Annotated in this window: 21 protein-coding genes; 9 read left to right on the top strand and 12 right to left on the bottom strand. The window is 61.5% G+C overall.

From position 1 onward, the window contains the following. The first annotated feature begins 11 nt into the window (after positions 1–11). Positions 12–1,019 (top strand): dienelactone hydrolase family protein, encoded by a 1,008-nt coding sequence (locus ACQY7X_RS10395; protein WP_428249845.1) that lies wholly within the window; start codon positions 12–14, stop codon positions 1,017–1,019. Between the two features lie 2 nt (positions 1,020–1,021). Here the strand turns inward: ACQY7X_RS10395 and ACQY7X_RS10390 are convergent, their stop codons facing one another. The 4 genes from ACQY7X_RS10390 to ACQY7X_RS10375 all read right to left on the bottom strand — a co-directional run bounded on the left by ACQY7X_RS10390 (position 1,022) and on the right by ACQY7X_RS10375 (position 5,170). Continuing rightward, entirely contained in the window at positions 1,022–1,573 is a 552-nt protein-coding gene (locus tag ACQY7X_RS10390; RefSeq protein WP_428249844.1) for a hypothetical protein, read from the bottom strand. 199 nt (positions 1,574–1,772) lie between these two features. After that, the gene (locus tag ACQY7X_RS10385; RefSeq protein ID WP_428249843.1) at positions 1,773–3,002 is read right to left on the bottom strand and encodes a threonine synthase; all 1,230 of its coding nucleotides are present in this window, start codon (positions 3,000–3,002) and stop codon (positions 1,773–1,775) included. Between the two features lie 13 nt (positions 3,003–3,015). Then, positions 3,016–4,077 carry a WD40 repeat domain-containing protein gene (locus ACQY7X_RS10380; RefSeq protein ID WP_428249842.1) on the bottom strand — a complete coding sequence of 354 codons (1,062 nt, stop codon included), beginning with the start codon at positions 4,075–4,077 and terminating at the stop codon, positions 3,016–3,018. After that, positions 4,070–5,170: a CobW family GTP-binding protein gene (locus tag ACQY7X_RS10375; RefSeq protein ID WP_428249841.1), complete on the bottom strand. Its 1,101-nt coding sequence runs from the start codon at positions 5,168–5,170 to the stop codon at positions 4,070–4,072. The genes ACQY7X_RS10380 and ACQY7X_RS10375 overlap by 8 nt, the downstream gene beginning before the upstream one ends. 140 nt (positions 5,171–5,310) lie before the next feature. On the opposite strand from ACQY7X_RS10375, the gene ACQY7X_RS10370 reads away from it, so the two are divergent. The 8 genes from ACQY7X_RS10370 (at position 5,311) to ACQY7X_RS10335 (ending at position 10,588) form a co-directional block, all read left to right on the top strand. Further along, entirely contained in the window at positions 5,311–5,541 is a 231-nt protein-coding gene (locus ACQY7X_RS10370; RefSeq protein WP_428249840.1) for an AbrB/MazE/SpoVT family DNA-binding domain-containing protein, read from the top strand. Further along, complete coding sequence (locus ACQY7X_RS10365) at positions 5,531–5,941, top strand: PIN domain-containing protein (RefSeq protein ID WP_428249839.1); 411 nt, start codon at positions 5,531–5,533, stop codon at positions 5,939–5,941. Before ACQY7X_RS10370 ends, ACQY7X_RS10365 begins: the two co-directional genes overlap by 11 nt. Before the next feature lie 60 nt (positions 5,942–6,001). After that, positions 6,002–6,529: a methylated-DNA--[protein]-cysteine S-methyltransferase gene (locus ACQY7X_RS10360; RefSeq protein ID WP_428249838.1), complete on the top strand. Its 528-nt coding sequence runs from the start codon at positions 6,002–6,004 to the stop codon at positions 6,527–6,529. Positions 6,530–6,618: 89 nt separating this feature from the next. After that, a complete protein-coding gene (locus ACQY7X_RS10355) occupies positions 6,619–7,317 on the top strand; it encodes a dienelactone hydrolase family protein (protein WP_428249837.1) in 699 nt (232 codons plus the stop codon). Positions 7,318–7,341: 24 nt separating this feature from the next. Beyond that, on the top strand, positions 7,342–8,313 hold the full coding sequence (locus tag ACQY7X_RS10350; protein WP_428249836.1) for a quinone oxidoreductase family protein: 972 nt from the start codon (positions 7,342–7,344) through the stop codon (positions 8,311–8,313). Positions 8,314–8,438: 125 nt separating this feature from the next. Beyond that, the gene (locus tag ACQY7X_RS10345; RefSeq protein WP_428249835.1) at positions 8,439–9,425 is read left to right on the top strand and encodes a sodium-dependent bicarbonate transport family permease; all 987 of its coding nucleotides are present in this window, start codon (positions 8,439–8,441) and stop codon (positions 9,423–9,425) included. Position 9,426: 1 nt separating this feature from the next. Next, positions 9,427–9,741, top strand: a complete 315-nt coding sequence (locus tag ACQY7X_RS10340) for a P-II family nitrogen regulator (RefSeq protein ID WP_428249834.1) — start codon at positions 9,427–9,429, stop codon at positions 9,739–9,741. Between the two features lie 109 nt (positions 9,742–9,850). After that, positions 9,851–10,588: a HugZ family protein gene (locus ACQY7X_RS10335; RefSeq protein WP_428249833.1), complete on the top strand. Its 738-nt coding sequence runs from the start codon at positions 9,851–9,853 to the stop codon at positions 10,586–10,588. Positions 10,589–10,678: 90 nt separating this feature from the next. Here the strand turns inward: ACQY7X_RS10335 and ACQY7X_RS10330 are convergent, their stop codons facing one another. The 8 genes from ACQY7X_RS10330 to ACQY7X_RS10295 form a co-directional block, all read right to left on the bottom strand. Then, positions 10,679–11,479 (bottom strand): MetQ/NlpA family ABC transporter substrate-binding protein, encoded by an 801-nt coding sequence (locus ACQY7X_RS10330; RefSeq protein WP_428249832.1) that lies wholly within the window; start codon positions 11,477–11,479, stop codon positions 10,679–10,681. 75 nt (positions 11,480–11,554) lie between these two features. Further along, positions 11,555–12,208, bottom strand: a complete 654-nt coding sequence (locus tag ACQY7X_RS10325) for a methionine ABC transporter permease (RefSeq protein ID WP_428249831.1) — start codon at positions 12,206–12,208, stop codon at positions 11,555–11,557. After that, the gene (locus ACQY7X_RS10320; protein WP_428250049.1) at positions 12,177–13,256 is read right to left on the bottom strand and encodes a methionine ABC transporter ATP-binding protein; all 1,080 of its coding nucleotides are present in this window, start codon (positions 13,254–13,256) and stop codon (positions 12,177–12,179) included. The genes ACQY7X_RS10325 and ACQY7X_RS10320 overlap by 32 nt, the downstream gene beginning before the upstream one ends. A gap of 68 nt (positions 13,257–13,324) precedes the next feature. Then, positions 13,325–13,663 carry a hypothetical protein gene (locus ACQY7X_RS10315; RefSeq protein ID WP_428249830.1) on the bottom strand — a complete coding sequence of 113 codons (339 nt, stop codon included), beginning with the start codon at positions 13,661–13,663 and terminating at the stop codon, positions 13,325–13,327. An 805-nt stretch (positions 13,664–14,468) separates the two neighbouring features. After that, positions 14,469–17,861, bottom strand: a complete 3,393-nt coding sequence (locus ACQY7X_RS10310) for a DEAD/DEAH box helicase family protein (protein ID WP_428249829.1) — start codon at positions 17,859–17,861, stop codon at positions 14,469–14,471. 11 nt (positions 17,862–17,872) lie between these two features. Then, on the bottom strand, positions 17,873–18,649 hold the full coding sequence (locus ACQY7X_RS10305; protein WP_428249828.1) for a hypothetical protein: 777 nt from the start codon (positions 18,647–18,649) through the stop codon (positions 17,873–17,875). Between the two features lie 53 nt (positions 18,650–18,702). Continuing rightward, positions 18,703–19,419, bottom strand: a complete 717-nt coding sequence (locus ACQY7X_RS10300; RefSeq protein WP_428249827.1) for a competence protein CoiA — start codon at positions 19,417–19,419, stop codon at positions 18,703–18,705. Further along, positions 19,416–20,222: a TIGR02391 family protein gene (locus ACQY7X_RS10295; protein ID WP_428249826.1), complete on the bottom strand. Its 807-nt coding sequence runs from the start codon at positions 20,220–20,222 to the stop codon at positions 19,416–19,418. Before ACQY7X_RS10295 ends, ACQY7X_RS10300 begins: the two co-directional genes overlap by 4 nt. Positions 20,223–20,224 lie beyond the last annotated feature (2 nt).

The following is a 20,224-nucleotide window of genomic DNA, read 5'->3' as shown; positions in this document are numbered from 1 at the left end:
GCATGCGGGTAATGGCGGGAATGATCTTGGCGGCGCTGGCCCTGTCTGCCGCTGCGGCCCCCTTGTCTGCCACTGCCGCCCTGGCACAGCCGCAAAGCCCGAAGGGCGGCGAAACCCTGGTTTTCGATGCCCCGAGCTATGCCCATTTCGGGGAATTCCGCCAGGGCAAGTCAAAATTAGAGAAAGCCTCGGTAACGCTGTGGCTGCCGCCGGGCGAAGCCAAAGTGCCGGCGGTGATGATCGCCCACACCATCGGCGGCTGGCGCGATGCTGGCGAAGGCAAATATGTGCAGCCGTTGCTGGATGCCGGCTATGCCGTGCTTGGGCTGGATCATTTCACCGGGCGCGGCATCACTCGCGCCGCCGATGTTGCCGGTGCGATCAGCCCGATCTCGCCGGCCAGCGATGCCCTGCTGGCGCTGCAACGCGTGGCCGATCACCCCCGGCTGGATGCGGGCCGCATCGCCCTGATCGGCTTTTCCATGGGTGGTGTCACCACCGAACTGACCGCCAACGAATTCATCCGCAGCCGCATTCTCGGCACCAGCCTGCGCTTTGCCGCCCATGTCTCGGTCTATGCGCCCTGCTCGTACATTTTTAGCAACGGCAGCAACCGCATGACCACTGGCGCGCCCATGCTGCGGCTGCAAGGCGGCAAGGATGAAACCGCGCCAGCGGAAAAATGCGCCTTGATCGAAACCCTGATAAAGCAGGCCGATCCGGCAGTGCAGCGCCGTACCATCATCTATCCCGAAGCCTATCATGCCTGGGATCAGGCTTTTTTCAGTACGCCGAAATACCATCCCCATCACGTCAACGCGCGGCTTTGCCCGGTGGTGGATTTCGGCGCGGCACAGCGATTCTACAAACCCGACGGCGGCATTCGGCCCTTCGATCCCACAGAATTCGCCGGCTGCCTGAAGGCGAGTGCCGGCTACACCATGGGCTACGACGCCGCCGTAACGCAAAAGGCCGGCACGGAGATGCTGGCCTTCCTGGCGGAACAATTGAAACCGTGACTCTAACAGGCGCGTTTTAGCGTAGTATAAGGCATGCCCTGATTGCGCATGCCATAAGGCATGCTGGGTGCTTCCGGCGGATAGATCTGCGCCGTGATCAAGCGTTCGATTTCACCGGACGGACCGGCCAGCGGCAGGGTGAGATATTGCACGCGATAGAAGCCCCTGCCGATCTGACGGCGAAGGGTGGCATAAATCGGCTGGCGTTCTTCCACGGCTATATCGCAGGCATCAATTGCCGTCTGGGCGAAGATGTCCTCATCATGCTGATGCAGGAAACGGCCGGTGTAATCCTTGCCGCGCCGGCTGACGATATCGGTGCCGACCAGGCGGTAGCGGTAAGCCCGGTGGCCCATGGCGTCATGGGCGATATCCAGCAGCACCAGCGCACCCAGCAGGTAGCGCAGCCGCAGCGGATCGGCGAAATCAAGGCCGGGCAATCCGCCAGCGGCAGCGGCGGCCTCACGCCACTGCAATAGCAGACGCTGCAGTTCCGGCTGTTGCAGACCCTCGTCGGGGCTGACCTGTTGCAATGTGAAGTCGGTGGATTTCATGCCCGCAGGATAGCGGCGACAGAAAAAGACACCCGTTAGTTTCCGCTAACACCTTGACCTATAAACACAAACTAAGACTTACCAGATTGCGCCGCAATCCTCTCCCGGATAGCGAACAGGCAGATGGATCACACCAGCAGGGCGAGGAATCCGCCACAAAGTGTTTCAGTTCCATCCAATGCCCCAGGCCAGAAAACAATTACAGGCTGGCGTAATCGATGCTGCCGTGGCGATCGAGCGGCTGGCCGCCATCGGCCATCGGGTATTTCAGGCCGGTGGCGCAATTGAACAGCACCACGCGGTCGCTTGGGCGAATGCGCTTCTCGGCCAGTGCCTGCTTGTAGGCGGCATAGGTGGCAGCACCTTCCGGGCAGAGCAGCAGGCCTTCCTGGCGCGCCACGTCATCCAGTGCCTGGGTGATCGCATTGTCTTCCACGGCAATCGCGAAGCCGTTTGAATTACGCACGGCATCCAGGATCAGGAAATCGCCGACCGCTGCCGGCACGCGGATGCCGGCGGCCACGGTATGGGCATTTTCCCACAGCTTGGCATGGCGTTCGTTGCCTTCCCAGGCACGCACGATGGGAGCACAGCCGGCAGCCTGCACGGCGATCATCTTCGGCCGCTTCGAGCCGATGAAACCGATTGCTTCGAGTTCATCGAAGGCCTTCCACATGCCGATCAGGCCGGTGCCGCCGCCGGTGGGATAGAAGATCGCATCAGGCAATTCCCAGCCGAGCTGCTCGGCCAGTTCCAGGCCCATGGTCTTCTTGCCCTCGATGCGGTAGGGCTCCTTCAGCGTCGAGGTATCGAACCAGCCGGCGGCTTCCTTGCCGGCACCCACCAGCTTGCCGCAATCATTGATCAGGCCATTGACCTTGTAGAGCCGCGCGCCCTGCAGCGCGATCTCGTTCATGTTCACCGCCGGCGTATCATCGGGGCAGAACACCACGGTTTCGATGCCGGCACGGCTGGCATAGGCGGCAAGGGCGGCGCCGGCATTGCCATTGGTCGGCATCGCCATTTTCTTGATGCCGAATTCCTTCGCCATGCACACCGCCAGCGCCAGGCCACGCGCCTTGAACGAGCCGGTGGGCAGGCGGCCTTCATCCTTCACCAGCAATTCGCCGCTGGCGCCGAGCTGGCGCGCCAGCTTGGGCAGCGGGATCAGCGGCGTCACCACCTCGCCGAGCGAGACGATGTTCTCTGACCGGCGCACCGGGAGCATCTCGCGGTAGCGCCACCAGTTCCAGTCCCGCTCGCGCAGCTTCTCCTTGGTGAAGGCCTTGCGGATGCCTTCAAGATCATAGCGCACCAGGATCGGATAGCCCTTCGGCGAGAGGTTATGCACCACCTCGGCGGAAAGCCGCTCGCCGGTCATGCCGCATTCGAGATGAGTGACGAAGGTCGGCAGATCGGGGAAATGCATGGGGTGAGTCCTGTCAGCTTTCGAAATCGATAAGGGCGGCGGCGCCATCCTCGCAGCCGATGGCGAGCCAGCGGCCATCCCGGCTCCAGTTCAGGCAGGCAATCGGCGCGCGGCTGATCTTTTCCAGCGGGATGCTGCGTTCATCGGAAATGCGGCCCAAAGTCAGTCCGCCCTCGGCATCGCCGGAGGCAACGATATTGAGTTTGGGATGGAATGCCACCGCCATCACCAGATGGCCGCGATTCATTTCCAGCGGCATCGAGCCCATCGGCCCCTTGCCGGCGCAATGCCAGCAGATCACGCTTTCAGCCCCGCTGCTGGCGAGCCATTTGCCATCGGCGGACCAGCTTAAAGAGCGCGGCTTGGCCGGATAGCCGCTCATCCGCATGTCGGCGAAATCATCGGTGCGCCAACCATGCAGTTCGTTTTCCTGCGTGGCGGTCATGATGAAGCGGCCATTCGGGCTCCAGGACAAAGCCACATGGCTACCGCTCCAGGTCAGCCGCTTCGGCGTCTGCGCACCGTCCTTGGCCCACCAGAGCGTGACGCCGCCGTAATGCGCCACCGCCAGCCGCTTGCCCTTGGGATTGAAGGCCAGGCCGGCCACCGTGCTGGGATGATCGCTGAGCGAGGCATTGACCTTGCCGCGCAGATCGACAAGGCCGGCTTCCTTGGCCGCGCCAAAGGCAATCAGGCCGCCTTCTGGCGCCACGGCAATCTGTTCGATCCATTTGCGCGGCCGCTCGGCCAGCAGACGCGGCTCAGCGTCAAGCGCCGTGTAGACCAGCTTGCCGTCATCGCCGCCGGAGATGAAACCGCGGCCATCGGGCGCGGTGACAAAACTCAGCAGACCATTGGCATGCGGGCGGCGGCGCTCGGTCACCGGCTTGTCCGGCATGGCCAGATCGCGCAGGCCGATGCTGCCATCGCCCAGGCCGAAGCCGGCAATGCCCTGGCCGAAACCGGCGATGCCATCCAGCACCGCCGCGCCGATCACCGGCGCATCGAAATGCCAGAGATAGGCCTTGTAGCCGAGCTTGGGAGTAGCCTCGGCCGCTTCCTCAATCTCAGACACAGCAGGCCTCGAAGCCGGCCTTGAGCTTGGCGGCGTCGAGCTTGCGGCCGATGAACACCACGCGGCTGATGCGCTTCTCATCCGGCTTCCACGGACGCTGGAAATCGCCGTCGCGGATCATGTGCACGGCCTGGAACACGAAGCGGTCCTTCTCGCCCTGGAAATCCAGGATGCCCTTGGCTCGCAGGATATCCGGGCCCTGATTGGCCAGCAGGTCGCTGATCCAGGCATCGAATTTCTTGGTATCGAGCGGCTTGTCCACGGTGAAGGAATGGCTGATCACCGAGAGGTCATGGATATGGTCATGCTCATGGTGGTGGTCATGGCCGTGATGATGATCGTGGCCGCAATGCTCGTCATGCACATGGCTCGGATCGTCGCAATGCTCATGGTCATGCCCGTGATCATGCCCATGATGGTGGTGATCATGGTCATGGCCGAGTTCCTTGGTCAGGAAACCCGGCTCCAGCGCCAGGATGCGCTGCAGGTCGAAGGCGCCACGGTCGAGCACGGTTTCGAGCGCGATCGAGCAACGTTCGGTGCGATGGATCGGCGCCAGGCTGTTGATGGCGCGGATGCGGCGCTCCACCAGGGCCAGTTCGCCCGGCGTCACCAGATCGGTCTTGTTCAGCAGGATCACGTCGGCGAAGGCGATCTGTTCCTGCGCCTCGCGGCTATCGGCCAGCCGCAGCAGCAGGTGGCGCGCATCCACCACGGTGACGATGGAATCGAGCCGGGTGCGGCGCGACACGCCATCATCGACGAAGAAGGTCTGCGCCACCGGGCCGGGATCGGCCAGACCCGTGGTCTCGACGATGATACCGTCGAAACGATCCTTGCGCTTCCACAGGCCCTCGATGATACGGATCAGGTCGCCGCGCACGGTGCAGCAGATACAGCCGTTGTTCATCTCGAACACTTCCTCGTCGGCATCCACCACCAGGTCGTTGTCGATGCCGACTTCGCCGAACTCATTGATGATCACGGCGTATTTCTTGCCGTGCGGCTCGGTGAGGATGCGATTGAGCAGCGTGGTCTTGCCGGCGCCGAGATAGCCGGTGAGGACGGTGACGGGGGTGAGGGCTTCGGACATGACAACCTGCGGATAAACTGCGGCAAAAAGCGGTGGCCCCTATATAGGCCGCTGCCCGGCGGGAGAAAAGCCGCGCTTGCCGGGCGGCGGGCCCGGGCGTAGGATATACAAAGTATCAAGTGTATATCCAGGAGTTCCAGATGCGTGTGGCGAAATGGGGCAATAGTCTGGCCGTGCGGCTGCCCGCCTCGGTGGTGGAGGCGCTGGACCTCAAGCCGGGCGATGACCTGAACATCCATGTCCGGGGCAAGAACGACCTGGCGCTGGAGCGCAAGATGACCCGCGAGGAAGCGCTGGACATCATGCGCAAGCTGCGCCGGCCCTTGCCGCCCGGCTTCCGTTTCAATCGCGAAGAGGCCAATGAGCGCTGATCGCGCCTTTTTCGACACGAATATCCTGGTCTATGCCTATACCGACGATCCCCGTCGCACCGGCATAGCCGAAGATCTGATGCTGGCCGGCGGGCTGGTCAGCGTGCAGGTGCTGAACGAATTCTGCGCCGTGGCGCGAGGCAAGCTGAACCTGCCCTGGGGCCGGATCGAAACCGCGCTCGCCAGTATCCGATTATTCTGTGGCGAGCCGCTGCCACTGAACGGTGAAACCCAGGAGCGTGCCTTCTCGCTGGCCTGGGGACATAATCTGCATATCTACGATGCCAATATTGTCGCAGCCGCCCAGCTTGCCGGCTGCGCCCTGCTCTACAGCGAAGACCTGCAGCATGGCCGCCGCTTCGACCGCCTGGTGGTGAAAAACCCCTTCGCGACGGCATAAGACAACCGGCGGAAAGTTATCCACTGGCTTTTTTCCTATTCGAAGGCCAGAATCAGGACCATGGAAAGCTCGATTCGCCGGCTGGTGACACAATCGCCCTTCGGCCCCCTCACCCTCACCGAGCGCGACCAGGCTCTGGTGGCGCTGGATTGGGGCCGCCTGCCGGAAAGCGACGGACAAAGCAGCCTGCTGCGCGAGGCCGCCGCCCAGCTGGAAGATTTCTTCGATGGCCGGCTGAAGCGCTTCGATCTGCCGGTGCAGCCGCGCGGCACGGATTTCCAGGTCCGGGTCTGGCGCGCGCTACAGGCCATTCCCTATGGCGAGACCATGACCTATGGCGAGATTGCCCAGAGCCTGAAGAGTTCGGCCCGTGCTGTCGGCACCGCCTGCGGCGCCAACCCGCTGCCGATCATCGTGCCGTGCCACCGGGTGACGGCGGAAAACGGCCTGGGCGGTTTCTCCGGCCTGGGCGGCATTGCCACCAAGCGCCGCCTGCTGGCGCTGGAATGCGATGGCGCCATGCCGAAGCGCCAGCCTTCGCTGTTCGACCTGCCGCTGTTTTCCTATAGCGGCGCGCCCGCTCTCTAAAGGCGCTGTAAGAATCCCGTCCCTTGCGGCGGTTGCTATCGGCACGATAGCATCCCGCGCAGCCGCAACGATGAGCCGGGAGGAATACCATGCCACGCATGATCAGCATCGCCGCCAAGGATGGCGGCAGCTTCAACGCCTATCTCGCCGAACCCGCCGCCCGCAAAGGCCCCGGCGTGCTGGTGATCCAGGAAATCTTCGGCATCAACACGGTGATGCGCGGCATCTGCGACGATCTGGCCCGCCAGGGCTATTACGCGCTCTGCCCGGACCTGTTCTGGCGCATCGAGCCGGGCCTGATGCTGGATGACCGCATCGAGCCGGACCTGCAGCGCGCCTTCGAGCTGTTCGGCCAGTTCGATCTCGACAAGGGCGTCGAGGATCTCAAGGCCTGCCTGCCGATTTTGCGCGGCCTGCCCGGCGCCACCGGCAAGGCCGGTTCGGTCGGCTATTGCCTGGGCGGCCGCCTGGCCTACCTGATGGCCACCCGCAGCGACGTGGATGCCTCCACCGGCTTCTACGGCGTGTATCTGCAGAACCATCTCGACGAGGCGAAGAATATCAAGAAGCCGCTGCTGCTGCATTGCGCCACCGAGGACAAGTTCGTGCCCAAGGATGCGCAGGCGCAGATCGCCGAAGGCCTCAAGGGCAATGCCCTGGTGACGCGCCATGATTATGTCGGCCAGGATCATGCCTTTGCCCGTGTCGGCGGCGAGCATTACGACAAGGCCTCGGCCGATCTGGCCAACCAGCGCACGGCCGCCTTCTTCAAGCAGCATCTCTCGTAACCAAGCAATCAGGAGTTCAAGCCCATGGTGAAGGCGATCCGCATCCACAAGACCGGCGGCCCCGAAGTAATGCAGTGGGACGATGTCGAGGTCGGCAAGCCCGGTGCCGGCCAGGTGCGGATCAAATCCACCGCCGTGGGCCTGAACTATATCGACACCTATCACCGCTCCGGCCTCTATCCCCTGCCGCTGCCCGCCGGCATCGGCATGGAAGGTGCCGGTGTAGTGACCGAGCTGGGCGAAGGCGTGAGCGGCCTCAAGGCCGGCGACCGCGTTGCCTATGGCTCGATCCTCGGCGCCTATGCGGAGGAACGCGTGGTGCCAGCGGACAAGCTGGTGAAACTGTCGGATGGCGTTTCCGACCAGGTGGCCGCCGCCATCATGCTCAAAGGCATGACGGCGGAATACCTGCTGCTGCGCACCTTCAAGGTGAAGCCGGGCGATACCATCCTGTGGCATGCGGCAGCTGGCGGCGTCGGCCTGATCGCCTGCCAATGGGCCAAGCATCTCGGCGCCACGGTGATCGGCACGGTCGGCAGCGACGAGAAAGCCGTGCTGGCCAAGGCGCATGGCTGCGACCATGTGATCAACTATTCGACGGAGAACTTCGTCGAGCGGGTGAAGGAAATCACCAAGGGCCAGGGCGTGCCGGTGGTCTATGACTCGGTTGGCAAGAGCACCTGGCCGGCCTCGCTCGATTGCCTGCAACCGCTCGGCATGATGGTCAGCTTCGGCAATGCCTCCGGTTCGATCCCGCCGGTGGAAGCCGGCATGCTCACGGCCAAGGGCAGCCTGTTCTTCACCCGCCCGACCCTGATGACCTATACCGCGCGCCGCGACTGGCTGGAGGCTTCCGCCGCCGCCCTGTTCGACGTGGTGGCCAAGGGCATCGTGAAGATCGAAATCAACCAGACCTATGCGCTGAAAGATGCCGTGCAGGCGCATATCGACCTGGAAGCGCGCAAGACCACCGGCTCGACAGTGCTGCTGCCGTAAAGGCGGCAGCGGTAATAGCTTACCAGGATCGGTAATTCGATACCTCAAACACCGCATCAGGTGCTGATTTCGAGGTAAAAGAATACGCATTTCGCTTTATCGCGCGATGCGTATTTTGCCGCGCCATGAGCGACTTCATCTCCCTTGCCGCCGGCAACCTGATCTCCCCGATGATCCTATGCTTCGCGCTGGGAGCCATCGCCGCCCTGCTTCGTTCCGATCTGGAGATTCCAGAAGGCGCAGCCCGCGCCCTGGCGATCTACCTGATGTTCGCCATCGGCTTCAAAGGCGGCACCGCGATGCAGGGGGCGGCAGGGGGCTCGGTCGCGCTGGGGATGCTCGCGGCGCTGACCCTGAGCTTCGCCCAGCCACTGCTCGCCTTCCTGCTGCTGCGTGGCATCTGGCGGCTCGACCGCCTGAATGCCGGCGCCATCGCCGCGCATTACGGCTCGGTCAGCGTCGTTACCTTTGTTACCGCCGCCGAATTCCTGCGCAGCCGCGATATCGCCTTCGAGGGCCATCTGGTGGCGATGCTGGCGTTGATGGAAACACCGGCGATCATCAGCGGCCTGCTGCTGGCCGGCGCCGGCCGCAACCATTCCACCGGCTCACCCCAGCATGAGCATGGCAGCTTCCTGCGCGAAGTGCTGGTGAATGGCTCGGTGATGCTGCTGCTTGGCGGTTTTGCCATCGGCTGGATCACCGGCGATGCCGGCATGGTGAAGGTGAAGCCCTTCGTGCAGGATCTGTTCAACGGCGCACTCTGCCTGTTCCTGCTCGATATGGGTCTGGTGGCGGTGCGCCAGGGCCGCGCCGCACGCGGCCTGAAGCCGGCCCTGTTGCTGTTTGGCATCATCATGCCGCTGCTCGGCGGCGCCCTTGGCCTCGGCCTCGGCAAGCTGCTGGGCCTGAGCCTGGGCGGCGCGACGCTGCTCTCAGTGCTTGGCGCCTCGGCTTCCTATATCGCCGTGCCGGCGGCTTTGCGCCTGGCTTTGCCGGCAGCAAATCCGGCACTGTCGGTGACGCTGTCGCTGGCTGTCACCTTTCCGTTTAATGTCGCGATTGGCCTGCCGCTCTACCTGAGTGCGGCGCGGATCGTGGTGGGAGGCTGAGATGAGCACGGAAATCCATCGCCGACGCAAGATCGAGGTGATCGTTGAAGCGCCGCTGGCGCGGGCGGTGATCGAGTGGCTGGGTGATCAGGGCGTACGCGGCTACAGCCTGATCCCGCGCGTTTCCGGCGGCGGCCATCATGGCGAGCGCCAGGGCGATGATGTGACCCGGGTGTTCGAGAATGTGCTGATCATCGCCATCGCGCCGGAAGACATGGCCCGTGCCATCCTGACCGGCTTCCATGCCCGGTTTCCCAACGCCACCGGCATCATCTACCTGTCCGACGTGGACGTAGCGCGCTCGGCGCATTTTTGAGCGCTTCAGCCGCTGCGGCACATTTCAACCGGTGCAAAGACTTGGCCCGCAACCAGTGTATCCGCTAGATTACTTGAGAATCACTCTCAATTAATCTAGAGGAGTCGCTATGAGCGATACCACAGCGCCCAAGCCCGCAGCTTCACCCGCCCAGCAGGCTCGCGCGGTTGCCCGCGCCTGCCGCAAGGCGGTGCTGGCGACCACGCTTGCTGGCGACAATCCAACGCCCTATGCCTCGCTGGTGCTGGTGGCCTTCGACCATGACGCGACCCCGCTGCTGCTGATCTCGACGCTGGCCGAGCATACCCGCAACATCACCGCCGATGCCCGCGTCAGCCTGCTGTGCGACGGCACCGATGGCTATGCCGAACCGCTGACCGGCCCGCGCGCCACCCTGTTGGCGGAGGCCGAACGCACCACCGACCCGCGCCACCGCGCCCGCTTCCTGGCGCGCCATCCGGGCGCGGCGATGTATGCCGATTTCAAGGATTTCGCCTTCTACAAGCTAAAAGTAAGCCGTGCGCATATCGTCGCCGGTTTCGGTCGCATCCACTGGTTCGACGATTATCTCTATGGCGGCGACTGCACCAAGCTGGCGGAAGCCGAGGCCGGCATTGTCGAGCATATGAACTCAGATCATGCCGATGCGACCCAGCTTTATGCCAGCAGGCTGCTGGGTTTGAGCGGCGAAGGCTGGACGCTCAGCGGTGTTGATCCTGAAGGCGCCGACCTGATCCGCGAGGGCCAGCTTGCCCGCCTGCCTTTTGACAAGCCGGTGAGCGATGCGGAAAGCGCGCGCGTGGAACTGGTGCGCCTGGTGAAGCGGGCGCGGCAGCAGGCGGCTTGAACCGATAAAAAAACCCGCCGATCCGGGTGGGAGGATCGGCGGGCAATCTTCGTCGTCTGGAGAGGGAACCAGTGCAGACGACAGAACAGCTTACCAGCTGGCGACAACCGCCTTCTGATACTTCTGCTCGACGAACGCCTTCACTTCCGCCGACTGATAGGCCTTCACCAGCTTCAGCAGCTCCGGCTTGTCCTTGTCCTGCGTGCGCACCGCGATGATGTTCACATAGGGCGATTTCGGCGTTTCGATGGCGATCGAATCCTGGGTCGGCTTTAGGCCGGCGGGAATCGCGTAGTTGGTGTTGATCGCAGCGGCATCCAGTTCATCCAGCGCACGCGGCAACTGCGCCGCATCCAGCTCGACGATGCGGACCTTCTTGGCGTTCTCCACCACATCCAGCGGCGAGGCCTTGAGGCCGGCATCGGCGCGCAGCTTGATCAGGCCGGCGGATTCCAGCAGCAGCAGGCCGCGGCCGCCATTGGTCGGATCGTTCGGGATACCGACGCGGGCGCCCGACGGCAGATCGGCCAGGTTCTTCACCTTCTTGGAATAGACGCCCATCGGGAAATTCACGGTGTAGCCGATATTGACGATCTTGTAGCCGCGATCCTTCACCTGCGCTTCGAGATAGGGCAGATGCTGGTAGGAATTGGCATCCAGATCGCCGGCATTCAGCGCCGCATTCGGCTGCACATAATCGCTGAACTCGACGATCTGCAGCTTCAGGCCATCGCGCTCGGCAACCTTCTTCACCACTTCGAGGATTTCAGCATGGGGACCGGCGGTGACGCCGACGCGGATCGGCTTGTCCTGCGCCTGGGCCACGAAGGGAAGCACCAGCAGCGCGGCGGCGGCGAGAAGGGAACGCCGATTAATCGGGGAGTTGATCATTGGGAAGCACCTTTCTTTTTTGCGAGACAGGACTGGTTTGGACTTAACGATGCGCCAGTCGGCGCCAACTAATACTCATCTGTGCGCCAGTCGGCGCACGACACGGTCGCCGAGCGACTGTACGCCCTGGACGAAAACGATCAGCACGATCACCACGGCGGCCATCACTTCCGGCAGGAAACGCTGATAGCCATAGCGGATACCGAGATCGCCGAGGCCACCGCCACCGACAGCACCGGCCATGGCGGAATAGCCGATCAGGCTGACCAGGGTGATGGTGAGGCCGGCGACGATGCCGGGCATGGCTTCCGGCACCAGCACCTTAGTGACGATCTGCCACGGCGTGGCGCCCATGGCTTCGGCTGCTTCCACCAGGCCGCGCGGCACTTCGCGCAGGGCGGTTTCCACCAGGCGGGCGATGAACGGCACGGCGGCAATGGTGAGCGGCACCACGGCGGCGAGCGTGCCGATGGAGGTGCCAACGATCAGGCGGGTGAAGGGAATCACCGCCACCATCAGGATGATGAAGGGCGTGGAGCGTGTGGCATTGACGATAATACCGAGTACGCGGTTGAGCAGCAGATTCTGCAGGATATGGCCCCGGTCGGTGACCACCAGAATGACACCCAGTGGCACGCCGAACAGGGTGGCGATGAAGCCGGAAATCCCGACCATCACCGCCGTTTCGATCAGGGCATCAACCAGCAGCGCGATCAAGGCGGACGACATCGCCGGACTCCTGTTCATGATTGAGGGATTCGACGCCAAGCTGCTGCGTCGCGAGATATTTGACGGCGGCATCGAGCCGGGCCGGATCGCCGAGCAGTTCCACCACCAGATTGCCGAAGGCGCGGCCCTGGATTTCATCCAGGCGGCCATGCAGCAGGTTGAAATCGAGATCGAAGCGCCGCGCCAGGGTGGACATGACCGGGCTTTCCGCTGCGCCGCCAGTGAACAGGATGCGCAGCACGCGGCGCCGCGCCGGATCAGTGGCAGTATCATTGGCGATCTGGCGCAGCAGGCTCGGCGGCAGATCGCCGCCGACCAGTTCGCCGACAAAACGCCGCGTGATTTCGGCGCGCGGCCGGGTGAACACATCATAGACCGGGCCGAGTTCGATCACCTTGCCATGCTCCAGCACGGCAACCCGGTCGGCCACTTCCTTGATCACGCTCATCTCATGGGTGATCAGCACGATGGTGAGGCCGAGGCGGGCATTGATGTCCTTCAGCAGCGCCAGGATCGAGCGGGTGGTTTCCGGGTCAAGCGCCGAGGTGGCTTCATCGGACAGCAGCACGCGCGGCTGCGTGGCAAGCGCGCGGGCGATGCCGACGCGCTGCTTCTGGCCGCCGGACAATTCCGAGGGATAGCGCTCGCGCTTGTCGGTGAGGCCGACCAGTTCCAGCAGCGGCTCGACGGCGGCGCGGATCGCCGCCTTGCTCTCGCCGCGCAATTCCAGCGGCAGGGCGATATTCTCGAACACCGTGCGCGTCGCCAGCAGATTGAAATGCTGGAAGATCATGCCGATTTCCTGCCGCGCACGGCGCAGCGAAGCCGGCGGCAGGGCCGTGAGGTCGCGGCCGGCGACGCGGACACTGCCCTGGTCGGGCCGTTCCAGCAGATTGATCAGGCGGATGAGCGTCGATTTGCCGGCGCCGCTCTTGCCGATGACACCAAAGATTTCGCCCTCGCGGATGCTGAGGTCGATGCCTTCGAGCGCGGTCACCGTGCCTTGCGGCGTGGCGTAGCGTTTGGAAATGGAGCTGAGTTCGATCATGACGGATAGGAGCGGCGGCGCCATGGAAGGCGCCGCCGGCAAGTCCTCTGGATGGGTTGCGGGGGCGGTTAGCGGTCGAACGGCAGGAAGGACAGGCCCAGCACGCCGGGCGCGACATGCCAATCCGGCGGCAACGCCAGCGGATCGACCAGCGAGCCGGCATCGTCATCGCGCTGCGACGCTGCGCCACGGCCCTGAGTCACAGCCATGGCCTGGGCCAGCAAGGCGGCGGCAGCACGCTCGGCCTCGGCCGGGCGGCGGAACAGCCTGTTCTCGATGGCCGTGAACAAGTTGCTGGCGGCGAAAAAGCGGAAGCCGCCACGTTCGCGCCGCACCAGGCCGGCCTCAACCTTGTGGGCATAGCCGCGATAGCTATTGGCGGCCTCAATGATAAAAGCGTCACTCATGATTACACCTCTGAAGAAACCTGTTGCGGCAAGACTGATCAGATCAGGCGCGGCAACAACAGAAGCGCAGATGAGCAACGGCAGTCATGGCGGGAATTCCGGTGGCGGTCTTGAAGGCGGGACGCATGGCAAACTCCATCAGTTTTGACGGGGACCACGACCCCAGACCTGGCCCAGACCTGGACCGGCCTGCCGGCGTGACGCTTTAGCAATGCAGACGCGGCGCAAGCTGCCCCTCAAATTCCCGCAGGCCTGGCTATCTCTAGCCCAAGGCCCCCTGCCCACAGCGTTTCCGCCGCCAGCAGTGTCTTGCCTCTATTTCACGCATGAAGTCGGAATAGTCAATCCCATCTTTTGTATCTATGTGTGATTTATTTTATTTAACTATTATATACTGTTATAAAGCCGCATCATTACCCCGTCAACATGTTGCGCAGACACAAAAAAACCGGGGCGATGCCGCCCCACGACACCGCCCCGGACCTCGTCGCCCAGACCAGCAGCTCGGCGACGCACTCTCGATATGCCCCGATCATATTGAGAGTGATTTGCAAAAGCAAGAGGAATTCCGGCCTCGCCGAAGATTTTTTTGCACGCTGATGCAGGTTCTTGTAGGGTCTCGCATAAAATGAAATCCTGTATCCATAAAATGAAATTTCGTCTCACATAAAATGTTTGAATAACTTACTAATTTGAAAAGTATATTGAGCATGACCGATCCCAATCGACGACTGAAGCCCCGCCGCAAGGCGGGGTTTCTTTTTGAGCCGTCCGCACAAGACGCTGAGGAAATCCGCGTTAGCTGTTAGGCTGCAGCACGCCGCCGAACGTCTTCTAAGATACCGATTAGTTCAACGACATCCGCGCTCTGGAATACTCCTTCGACTCCCATAACGTCGAAGTCGGTGAACGGGCTCTCGTATAGAAGTCGCGGGTCCATCACACCACGCTCCGTCAGATAATCGATGACCATATTCAGGAACTCTATCTGATTGGCTGACAGTTTCCGCTGGGACTGAAACCGATCAAATGCACGCTTTGCTGCTTCCCGGTCGAGGCCGACCAGAGCGCGGACAAATATCCCGAGCCCCCCATCATTGCGGACCCGCTCCAGGTCCTCGGGAGCGGCGACAGCGGCTTCGATAAAGATTCGCTCCAGCTCCGCAAGGTCCTGTGCCGTAAGGGGTTCATTTCGGCGAACCTTTTGAATCGCGATATGGTTTTCATGCTGCTTCAGGAAGTGCCTAGCCTTCATCCGAAAACGGTGCATATCAGTCCCGACCGCTACACCTTGAAGCTCGACCTCGGTCGGGCCTCCGATTTCATCCTCGAAGTCGGTGTAGACGTATGGGCGCTTCTTCAACTCGATGAGCTTGATAAGGCTCCGCAGACGGCGGCGGATGGTTTCCAGCATCGGCGGCGTCACGTCCTGCCAGAACTCGTCGGTCTGAATCTCTAGAATGAACGCCATCTCGGCCGCGACCATCGGGACATTGCCGAGTTCTTCAAGTGCCGATGCCAGCTCAACGATGCGCTTCCTATAGCCAGCAAACGCCTTCTCCGCCCGCAGTACCGCCAACTGAGTTTGCAAGATGAGATAGTCGAACTGCTTGGCGGAAATGTCGTCATCGACCACGGCAGACGGAAGCCCAGCGATGTGGTCGATGAGCTCGGTGCGCTCATCCAGGCCCAGCTTCGACCAAACATCGCCGGCCCTATACTTCTCCACGATCCGCCGCTTTGGTCGGACGATGAAATTCTCGACGTTCATGCCGTCCACCTCGGCACGAAGCTGGCCAACAATTTCGCGCCGCAGCACTGCGGCCGGATCATCGCCATCCAAATGCCCTTGCCTGTCGAGTTCGCCGGCCAGCTCGACGCGCGCCACAAACAGGCGCTCACTCAGTGAAGCGCCAGCCGATCCCTCGGATAGGTCGGGGTTCTGGTTGAAGAATTCAAAATTCTGGCAGAAATCGAAGACGTAGAAATATTCTTTATGCTGGCCAATGCCGAACAGATCAGGACACAGCCGAGTTCCCCGGCCGATCATCTGCCAGAACTTGGTTTTCGAGCGAACAATCTTGAAAAAGACGAGGTTGACCACCTCGGGGATGTCGATACCTGTATCGAGCATGTCCACCGAGATGGCGATGTGAGGCTCCTTGTCCGCAGACGAGAAATCATCAATCAGCGATTGGGCATATTCGGTTTTGAAGTCGATGACGCGGGCAAAACGCCCTTGGAAATGCGGGTAGTTCGCATCGAAGCGTTCAGCGATGAACTGCGCATGGTCATGGTTCTTAGCGAAGATGATGGTCTTCCCCAGCCGGTCGCCGTCAGCGACCTTCAAACCATGGGTCATGACGTGCTCAAGCACCTTGTCAACGGTGTCCTCGTTGAAGAGCCACTTGTTCACGGCCGCCGCCTCAACCCGGTCCGGGATCGCACCGTCCTCATCCCATTCGATGGCGTCCCACGCCTCCTTCTCCTCTTCCGAGAGGTCATCGTATTTGATGCCCTCCCGCTGGAACTTGAGCGGTACCGAGACAGCCCTGGGCGGTACGAGAAAGCCGTCACTGACGGCCTCGTCCAACCCATAAGCGTCAGTCGGGATACCGCGCTCCAGGTCAAAAAGCGCGTAGGTGTCGCGGTCCACCTCATCCTTCGGCGTCGCGGTGAGGCCGACCAGAAGGCTGTCGAAGTAGTCGAAGATCGCCTTGTACTTCCGATAGACGGAGCGATGTGCCTCGTCGATAACGATCAGGTCGAAGTGCCCCGGCCCGAAGCGCCTCACACCGCTTTTCGTCTCGTCGATCAGCCCGATCATGGTCGGGTAGGTGGAAACATAGACCCGTCCATGGGCGGCCTTGTCGGTGACCAGGTTCACGGGCGATGCTTGCGGCAGGAACGCCTTGAAAGCGTTCGACGCCTGATTGACGAGCGCGACACGATCAGCAAGGAAAAGGATGCGTCTCGCCCAGTTGGCGCGCATCAACAGGTCGGAAAGTGCGATGACGGTCCGCGTCTTGCCCGAACCCGTCGCCATGACCAACAACGCCTTGCGCAGATTGTCCTTCTCGAAAGCCTCTGCAACGCGGCGAATGGCGCGAGTCTGGTAGTAACGCTCGACAATCTTTGAGTTGATGTCCTCCGGCGCCAGCGGCTTGCGTGTCACACGCCGCTGGATCGCAAGCTCCAGCTCATCCTTCTTGAGAAAACCCTGGATTGGGCGCGGCGGATAGCGGCGGTCATCCCAGATCCAATGCTCATAGCCGTTCGAATAGAAGATGATCGGACGCTGCCCAAACTGACGCTCCAGCGCGTCAGCGTACAGCTCAGCCTGACGCTGCCCTTCCCGCGCATCTCGGCGGGTGCGTTTCGCCTCTACCAAGCCGAGCGGTCGGCCGTCGTCGCCCCAGAGCACATAATCGACAAAGCCCTCACCCGTCGCATTTGGCATGCCGGTGACGGGGCACTCGGTGTCGTGGCCGGGCTTGGTGAAAGTCCAACCCGCCTCCGCCAGCAGCAGGTCGATGAAAGCGTCCCGCGTCTGCGCCTCGTTGTAGTCGTGCCCGTCGGGGACGGCCTGGTTGGCCTTCTTAATCTTGGCTATCTCGTCCTGAAGCCGCTTGATCTCAGCCTCCAGCTTCAACCGGTCGCCGTCGCTTTTCAGGCGAAGTTGCTCGGCGCGATCTCGTTCCCTGGCTGCCTCCTCGAAGCGTTTCGCGATTTCCTTCAGCTTCCCGAGAGTGGACGCCTCCACCTGAGTGGTATGCGGCAACGCATCAGCCGAAAATGCGACTGCGGCGGCCGGCTTCGCGCCCTTCGCATAGGTACGGACCAGCCAGTAGGCAATATGGAACAACTCCCGAACCGCAGTGATGGCGCGTGCAGGGGCAACAGGCTTAGCCTCATGCACCGCTGCGTTGCCAAGGTCCTTGACCACCTTCCCTTTGGCCACCAGCGCGTCACCGACAAGCTTTCGGAAAGTCGGCTCGTGGATTAGCGCGGATAGGGTCGTCTCATAGGGCGACCGAAGCGCGCGATCATGGCGATACATCCACTTGACCGCGACTTCCAGCGCAAGCCGCGCATAAAAGCAAGCACTGCGCGGATCAGAAAGAGCCAGGCTTTCGGCCTTTACGGCATGCTCGTGCACCTCGGAAAATTCGGCTTGGAGGAACTGAAATTGAGACACGATCTTTCCCCCTATGAGCCGCGATAAATATTGTCCGGGTTTATGAGATTGGTAAGGTAAGGCGAAAAGCCTGCTAACAAGATGCTGACGGCAACCAGATCGCGCATCTCAATATTGCGCAGACTGTTCGCCGGCGTACCGCCGTGCCGGATGCCTGGATAGTCGGACGCGAACCGATACAATTCTTTCATCGCGTCCTTGACCTTGTTGTGGGGCCATGTGCCGACCTGGTCGCAAATTTGGCCAAGCGTGTTGGTCGTCACACCGGGGCAGCGCTGGCCGATGGCCTCCAACAGGTTGACCTGCTTTTGGATGCAGCTCTTGATCTTGCCCGCCGAGCGGTCCGCACGAAGGTCGCGGATGGTGTCTTCGAACTCCATCATCAGCGGATGCAAATCAGCATCCTGCGCTGTTGCGTCTTTCAAGTCGCGCATCAGGCGCGAGAAAACACCCGGCAATGTCGGATTGAGACTGAAGGGCCGGCGCAAGTCGTAGCGCAGGCTGTACTTGGTGAGGAAGGCCTCGGTCAGAATGAAGTATCGGTTCGCCAGCGGGTCGCCCCCGAGATCAGCCATCACCGCATGCGCGCGCTCCATGAACTCCAGCAACGCAACCTCGCCCATAAACGCGGACGCCTTGGTTCGGCGGAACGCCGTGCGGGCCTGATCCGGGTTATCGACGGTATCGGCTAGTTCCGTCGCGGGATCGAGCGGCGCCGAACAGGCAGCGTTCAATTCGCGGAACAGTTCACAGAAGAAATCTTCTGGAGCATCGGGATACTTGGCCATCTTCGACCAAATCTCCCGCCATGTTTCCGACCAGACCCCGATAATTTCTCCCCTCATGGTTGTTCCTCCAAAACTGTCTCGGAGGAATCAGCGACAGGCAGGCAAGGGACACCTATCTCCTCTCCATCAATGATTGACTGCACGAGAAGCTGCTTTGGATAGGGCGCAACAGCCCCGCACTTTTGCTCTCTGTCATAGTATACGAGGCGCCAAACCACAGGCGGGCCAAGTGTGAAGGCGTCGCCAAAATCGAGAAAAACTCTTTTCTCGCTGAGTGACCAATTGTGCAGCAGACGGCTGCGACCCCACCATGCGATTCCATAAGCCAATGGGCTATTCTGAATCGGAGTTCGTCCTAGCCCCATTCGGAAATAGCTTTCGTCTAGGTCGCCCCGTAGCCCATTCACTATCCAGATCATATCGCCGTAGAACTGCTCCCTCGTTCGCAGCTCCTCGTAAGACATCGGGGAATTCTGAAACTCGACCACCAAGCCCGACGAACATTTGACGTCGGCGATATGCCTTTCACCCGCACGCACATCAAAGTGGACGACTTCTTGCCATTCGGCAGGAAATTGATTCTTCCAACGTCGGTGCCACTCTGTCTCATTCTCCCACCAAGGGTCACAGGAGAACTTTCTCTTGTGAGCCCAATGCCAAAGTTTTACTCGGCCACATTTCGCAATCAGTTCACCCGCGCAACACGCACATATTCCTTTGTGTTTTGGCGCCGGAGGGATTCTGTTACCATTGACCAGAGCAAATTTCATGACTGCCTTCCCAGCCCCGTCTTGGCGCAATCATCGAGCCGCCTGTGCAACAGGGAGATGAGCGAAAGATAGTCTGCCGCGTCGTCTTCCCCCTTCCACAGTAACTTAGGTTCGTGAGCCAGCGGATTTCGGACAGCCGCAAAGCACCCCTTCAGGAGCGATGCAAAGCCCTTGTGCTCCGATCGTTCGGTTTCCGTCTGGAGCGTGTTGATGGCGAGCATTGGTCGCTCGATGGAGAACACCTTATCGACCAGCGCAGCGCCGTCCCCATCCGCACCCGACAACTCCCTGATCCTTTGGGCCAACCCCTTGGATGCTTCGAACACCGCATGGAAATAATTTTCCTGAAGCAATTCCGCCTTGCAGTATTTCTTCACCTCGGGATGGATGCGTCGCCCTTGAAACTTGCCTTCCAGCGTTTTCGCGCGCTGATGAGCTTCACCAATGGTTTGGGCTGCCGCTACGCGAACAAACTTGCCGTCCTCGCCATATTGCAGTCCGGCAAAAGCAAGAACGGCATTCAGTTGCTGGCGCACAGCTTCGAATTCATCCGCCCGCCCGACATATCCAGCCGGATCAAGGGCGGCGCGGATATAGTCGATCAGCTTGCTCGCGGCCCGGTCCTGCCGCTGGTAATGGAGGAACGTGCCATAGAGCCGCTTCCATTTTGTGTTTTCGCCTGAAACATCCTCCAGCCTCAGGCTGTTCAGAACGCGGGTGATGTCGGTTCCGGTCGAACAGTCGCCCAACAGGCGAGAAACCTGCTCAAGCTGGGCATCTGAGAGAACCGGAACATTCCCCATGC

It is taken from the genome of Ferrovibrio sp., assembly GCF_965278975.1.
Taxonomy (GTDB): domain Bacteria; phylum Pseudomonadota; class Alphaproteobacteria; order Ferrovibrionales; family Ferrovibrionaceae; genus Ferrovibrio.
Note: the sequence above shows the minus strand (reverse complement) of the source record. Positions and strands in the feature narration are given on the sequence as shown.

Bases quoted from the DNA above. Each gene is read 5' to 3' on its own strand.
- ACQY7X_RS10395 (WP_428249845.1), top strand. From the start codon at position 12: ATGGCGGGAATGATCTTGGCGGCGCTGGCCCTGTCTGCCGCTGCGGCC.
- ACQY7X_RS10390 (WP_428249844.1), bottom strand. From the start codon at position 1,573: ATGAAATCCACCGACTTCACATTGCAACAGGTCAGCCCCGACGAGGGT.
- ACQY7X_RS10385 (WP_428249843.1), bottom strand. From the start codon at position 3,002: ATGCATTTCCCCGATCTGCCGACCTTCGTCACTCATCTCGAATGCGGC.
- ACQY7X_RS10375 (WP_428249841.1), bottom strand. From the start codon at position 5,170: ATGTCCGAAGCCCTCACCCCCGTCACCGTCCTCACCGGCTATCTCGGC.
- ACQY7X_RS10370 (WP_428249840.1), top strand. From the start codon at position 5,311: ATGCGTGTGGCGAAATGGGGCAATAGTCTGGCCGTGCGGCTGCCCGCC.
- ACQY7X_RS10365 (WP_428249839.1), top strand. From the start codon at position 5,531: ATGAGCGCTGATCGCGCCTTTTTCGACACGAATATCCTGGTCTATGCC.
- ACQY7X_RS10360 (WP_428249838.1), top strand. From the start codon at position 6,002: ATGGAAAGCTCGATTCGCCGGCTGGTGACACAATCGCCCTTCGGCCCC.
- ACQY7X_RS10355 (WP_428249837.1), top strand. From the start codon at position 6,619: ATGCCACGCATGATCAGCATCGCCGCCAAGGATGGCGGCAGCTTCAAC.
- ACQY7X_RS10350 (WP_428249836.1), top strand. From the start codon at position 7,342: ATGGTGAAGGCGATCCGCATCCACAAGACCGGCGGCCCCGAAGTAATG.
- ACQY7X_RS10345 (WP_428249835.1), top strand. From the start codon at position 8,439: ATGAGCGACTTCATCTCCCTTGCCGCCGGCAACCTGATCTCCCCGATG.
- ACQY7X_RS10340 (WP_428249834.1), top strand. From the start codon at position 9,427: ATGAGCACGGAAATCCATCGCCGACGCAAGATCGAGGTGATCGTTGAA.
- ACQY7X_RS10335 (WP_428249833.1), top strand. From the start codon at position 9,851: ATGAGCGATACCACAGCGCCCAAGCCCGCAGCTTCACCCGCCCAGCAG.
- ACQY7X_RS10330 (WP_428249832.1), bottom strand. From the start codon at position 11,479: ATGATCAACTCCCCGATTAATCGGCGTTCCCTTCTCGCCGCCGCCGCG.
- ACQY7X_RS10325 (WP_428249831.1), bottom strand. From the start codon at position 12,208: ATGTCGTCCGCCTTGATCGCGCTGCTGGTTGATGCCCTGATCGAAACG.
- ACQY7X_RS10320 (WP_428250049.1), bottom strand. From the start codon at position 13,256: ATGATCGAACTCAGCTCCATTTCCAAACGCTACGCCACGCCGCAAGGC.
- ACQY7X_RS10315 (WP_428249830.1), bottom strand. From the start codon at position 13,663: ATGAGTGACGCTTTTATCATTGAGGCCGCCAATAGCTATCGCGGCTAT.
- ACQY7X_RS10305 (WP_428249828.1), bottom strand. From the start codon at position 18,649: ATGGCCAAGTATCCCGATGCTCCAGAAGATTTCTTCTGTGAACTGTTC.
- ACQY7X_RS10300 (WP_428249827.1), bottom strand. From the start codon at position 19,419: ATGAAATTTGCTCTGGTCAATGGTAACAGAATCCCTCCGGCGCCAAAA.
- ACQY7X_RS10295 (WP_428249826.1), bottom strand. From the start codon at position 20,222: ATGGGGAATGTTCCGGTTCTCTCAGATGCCCAGCTTGAGCAGGTTTCT.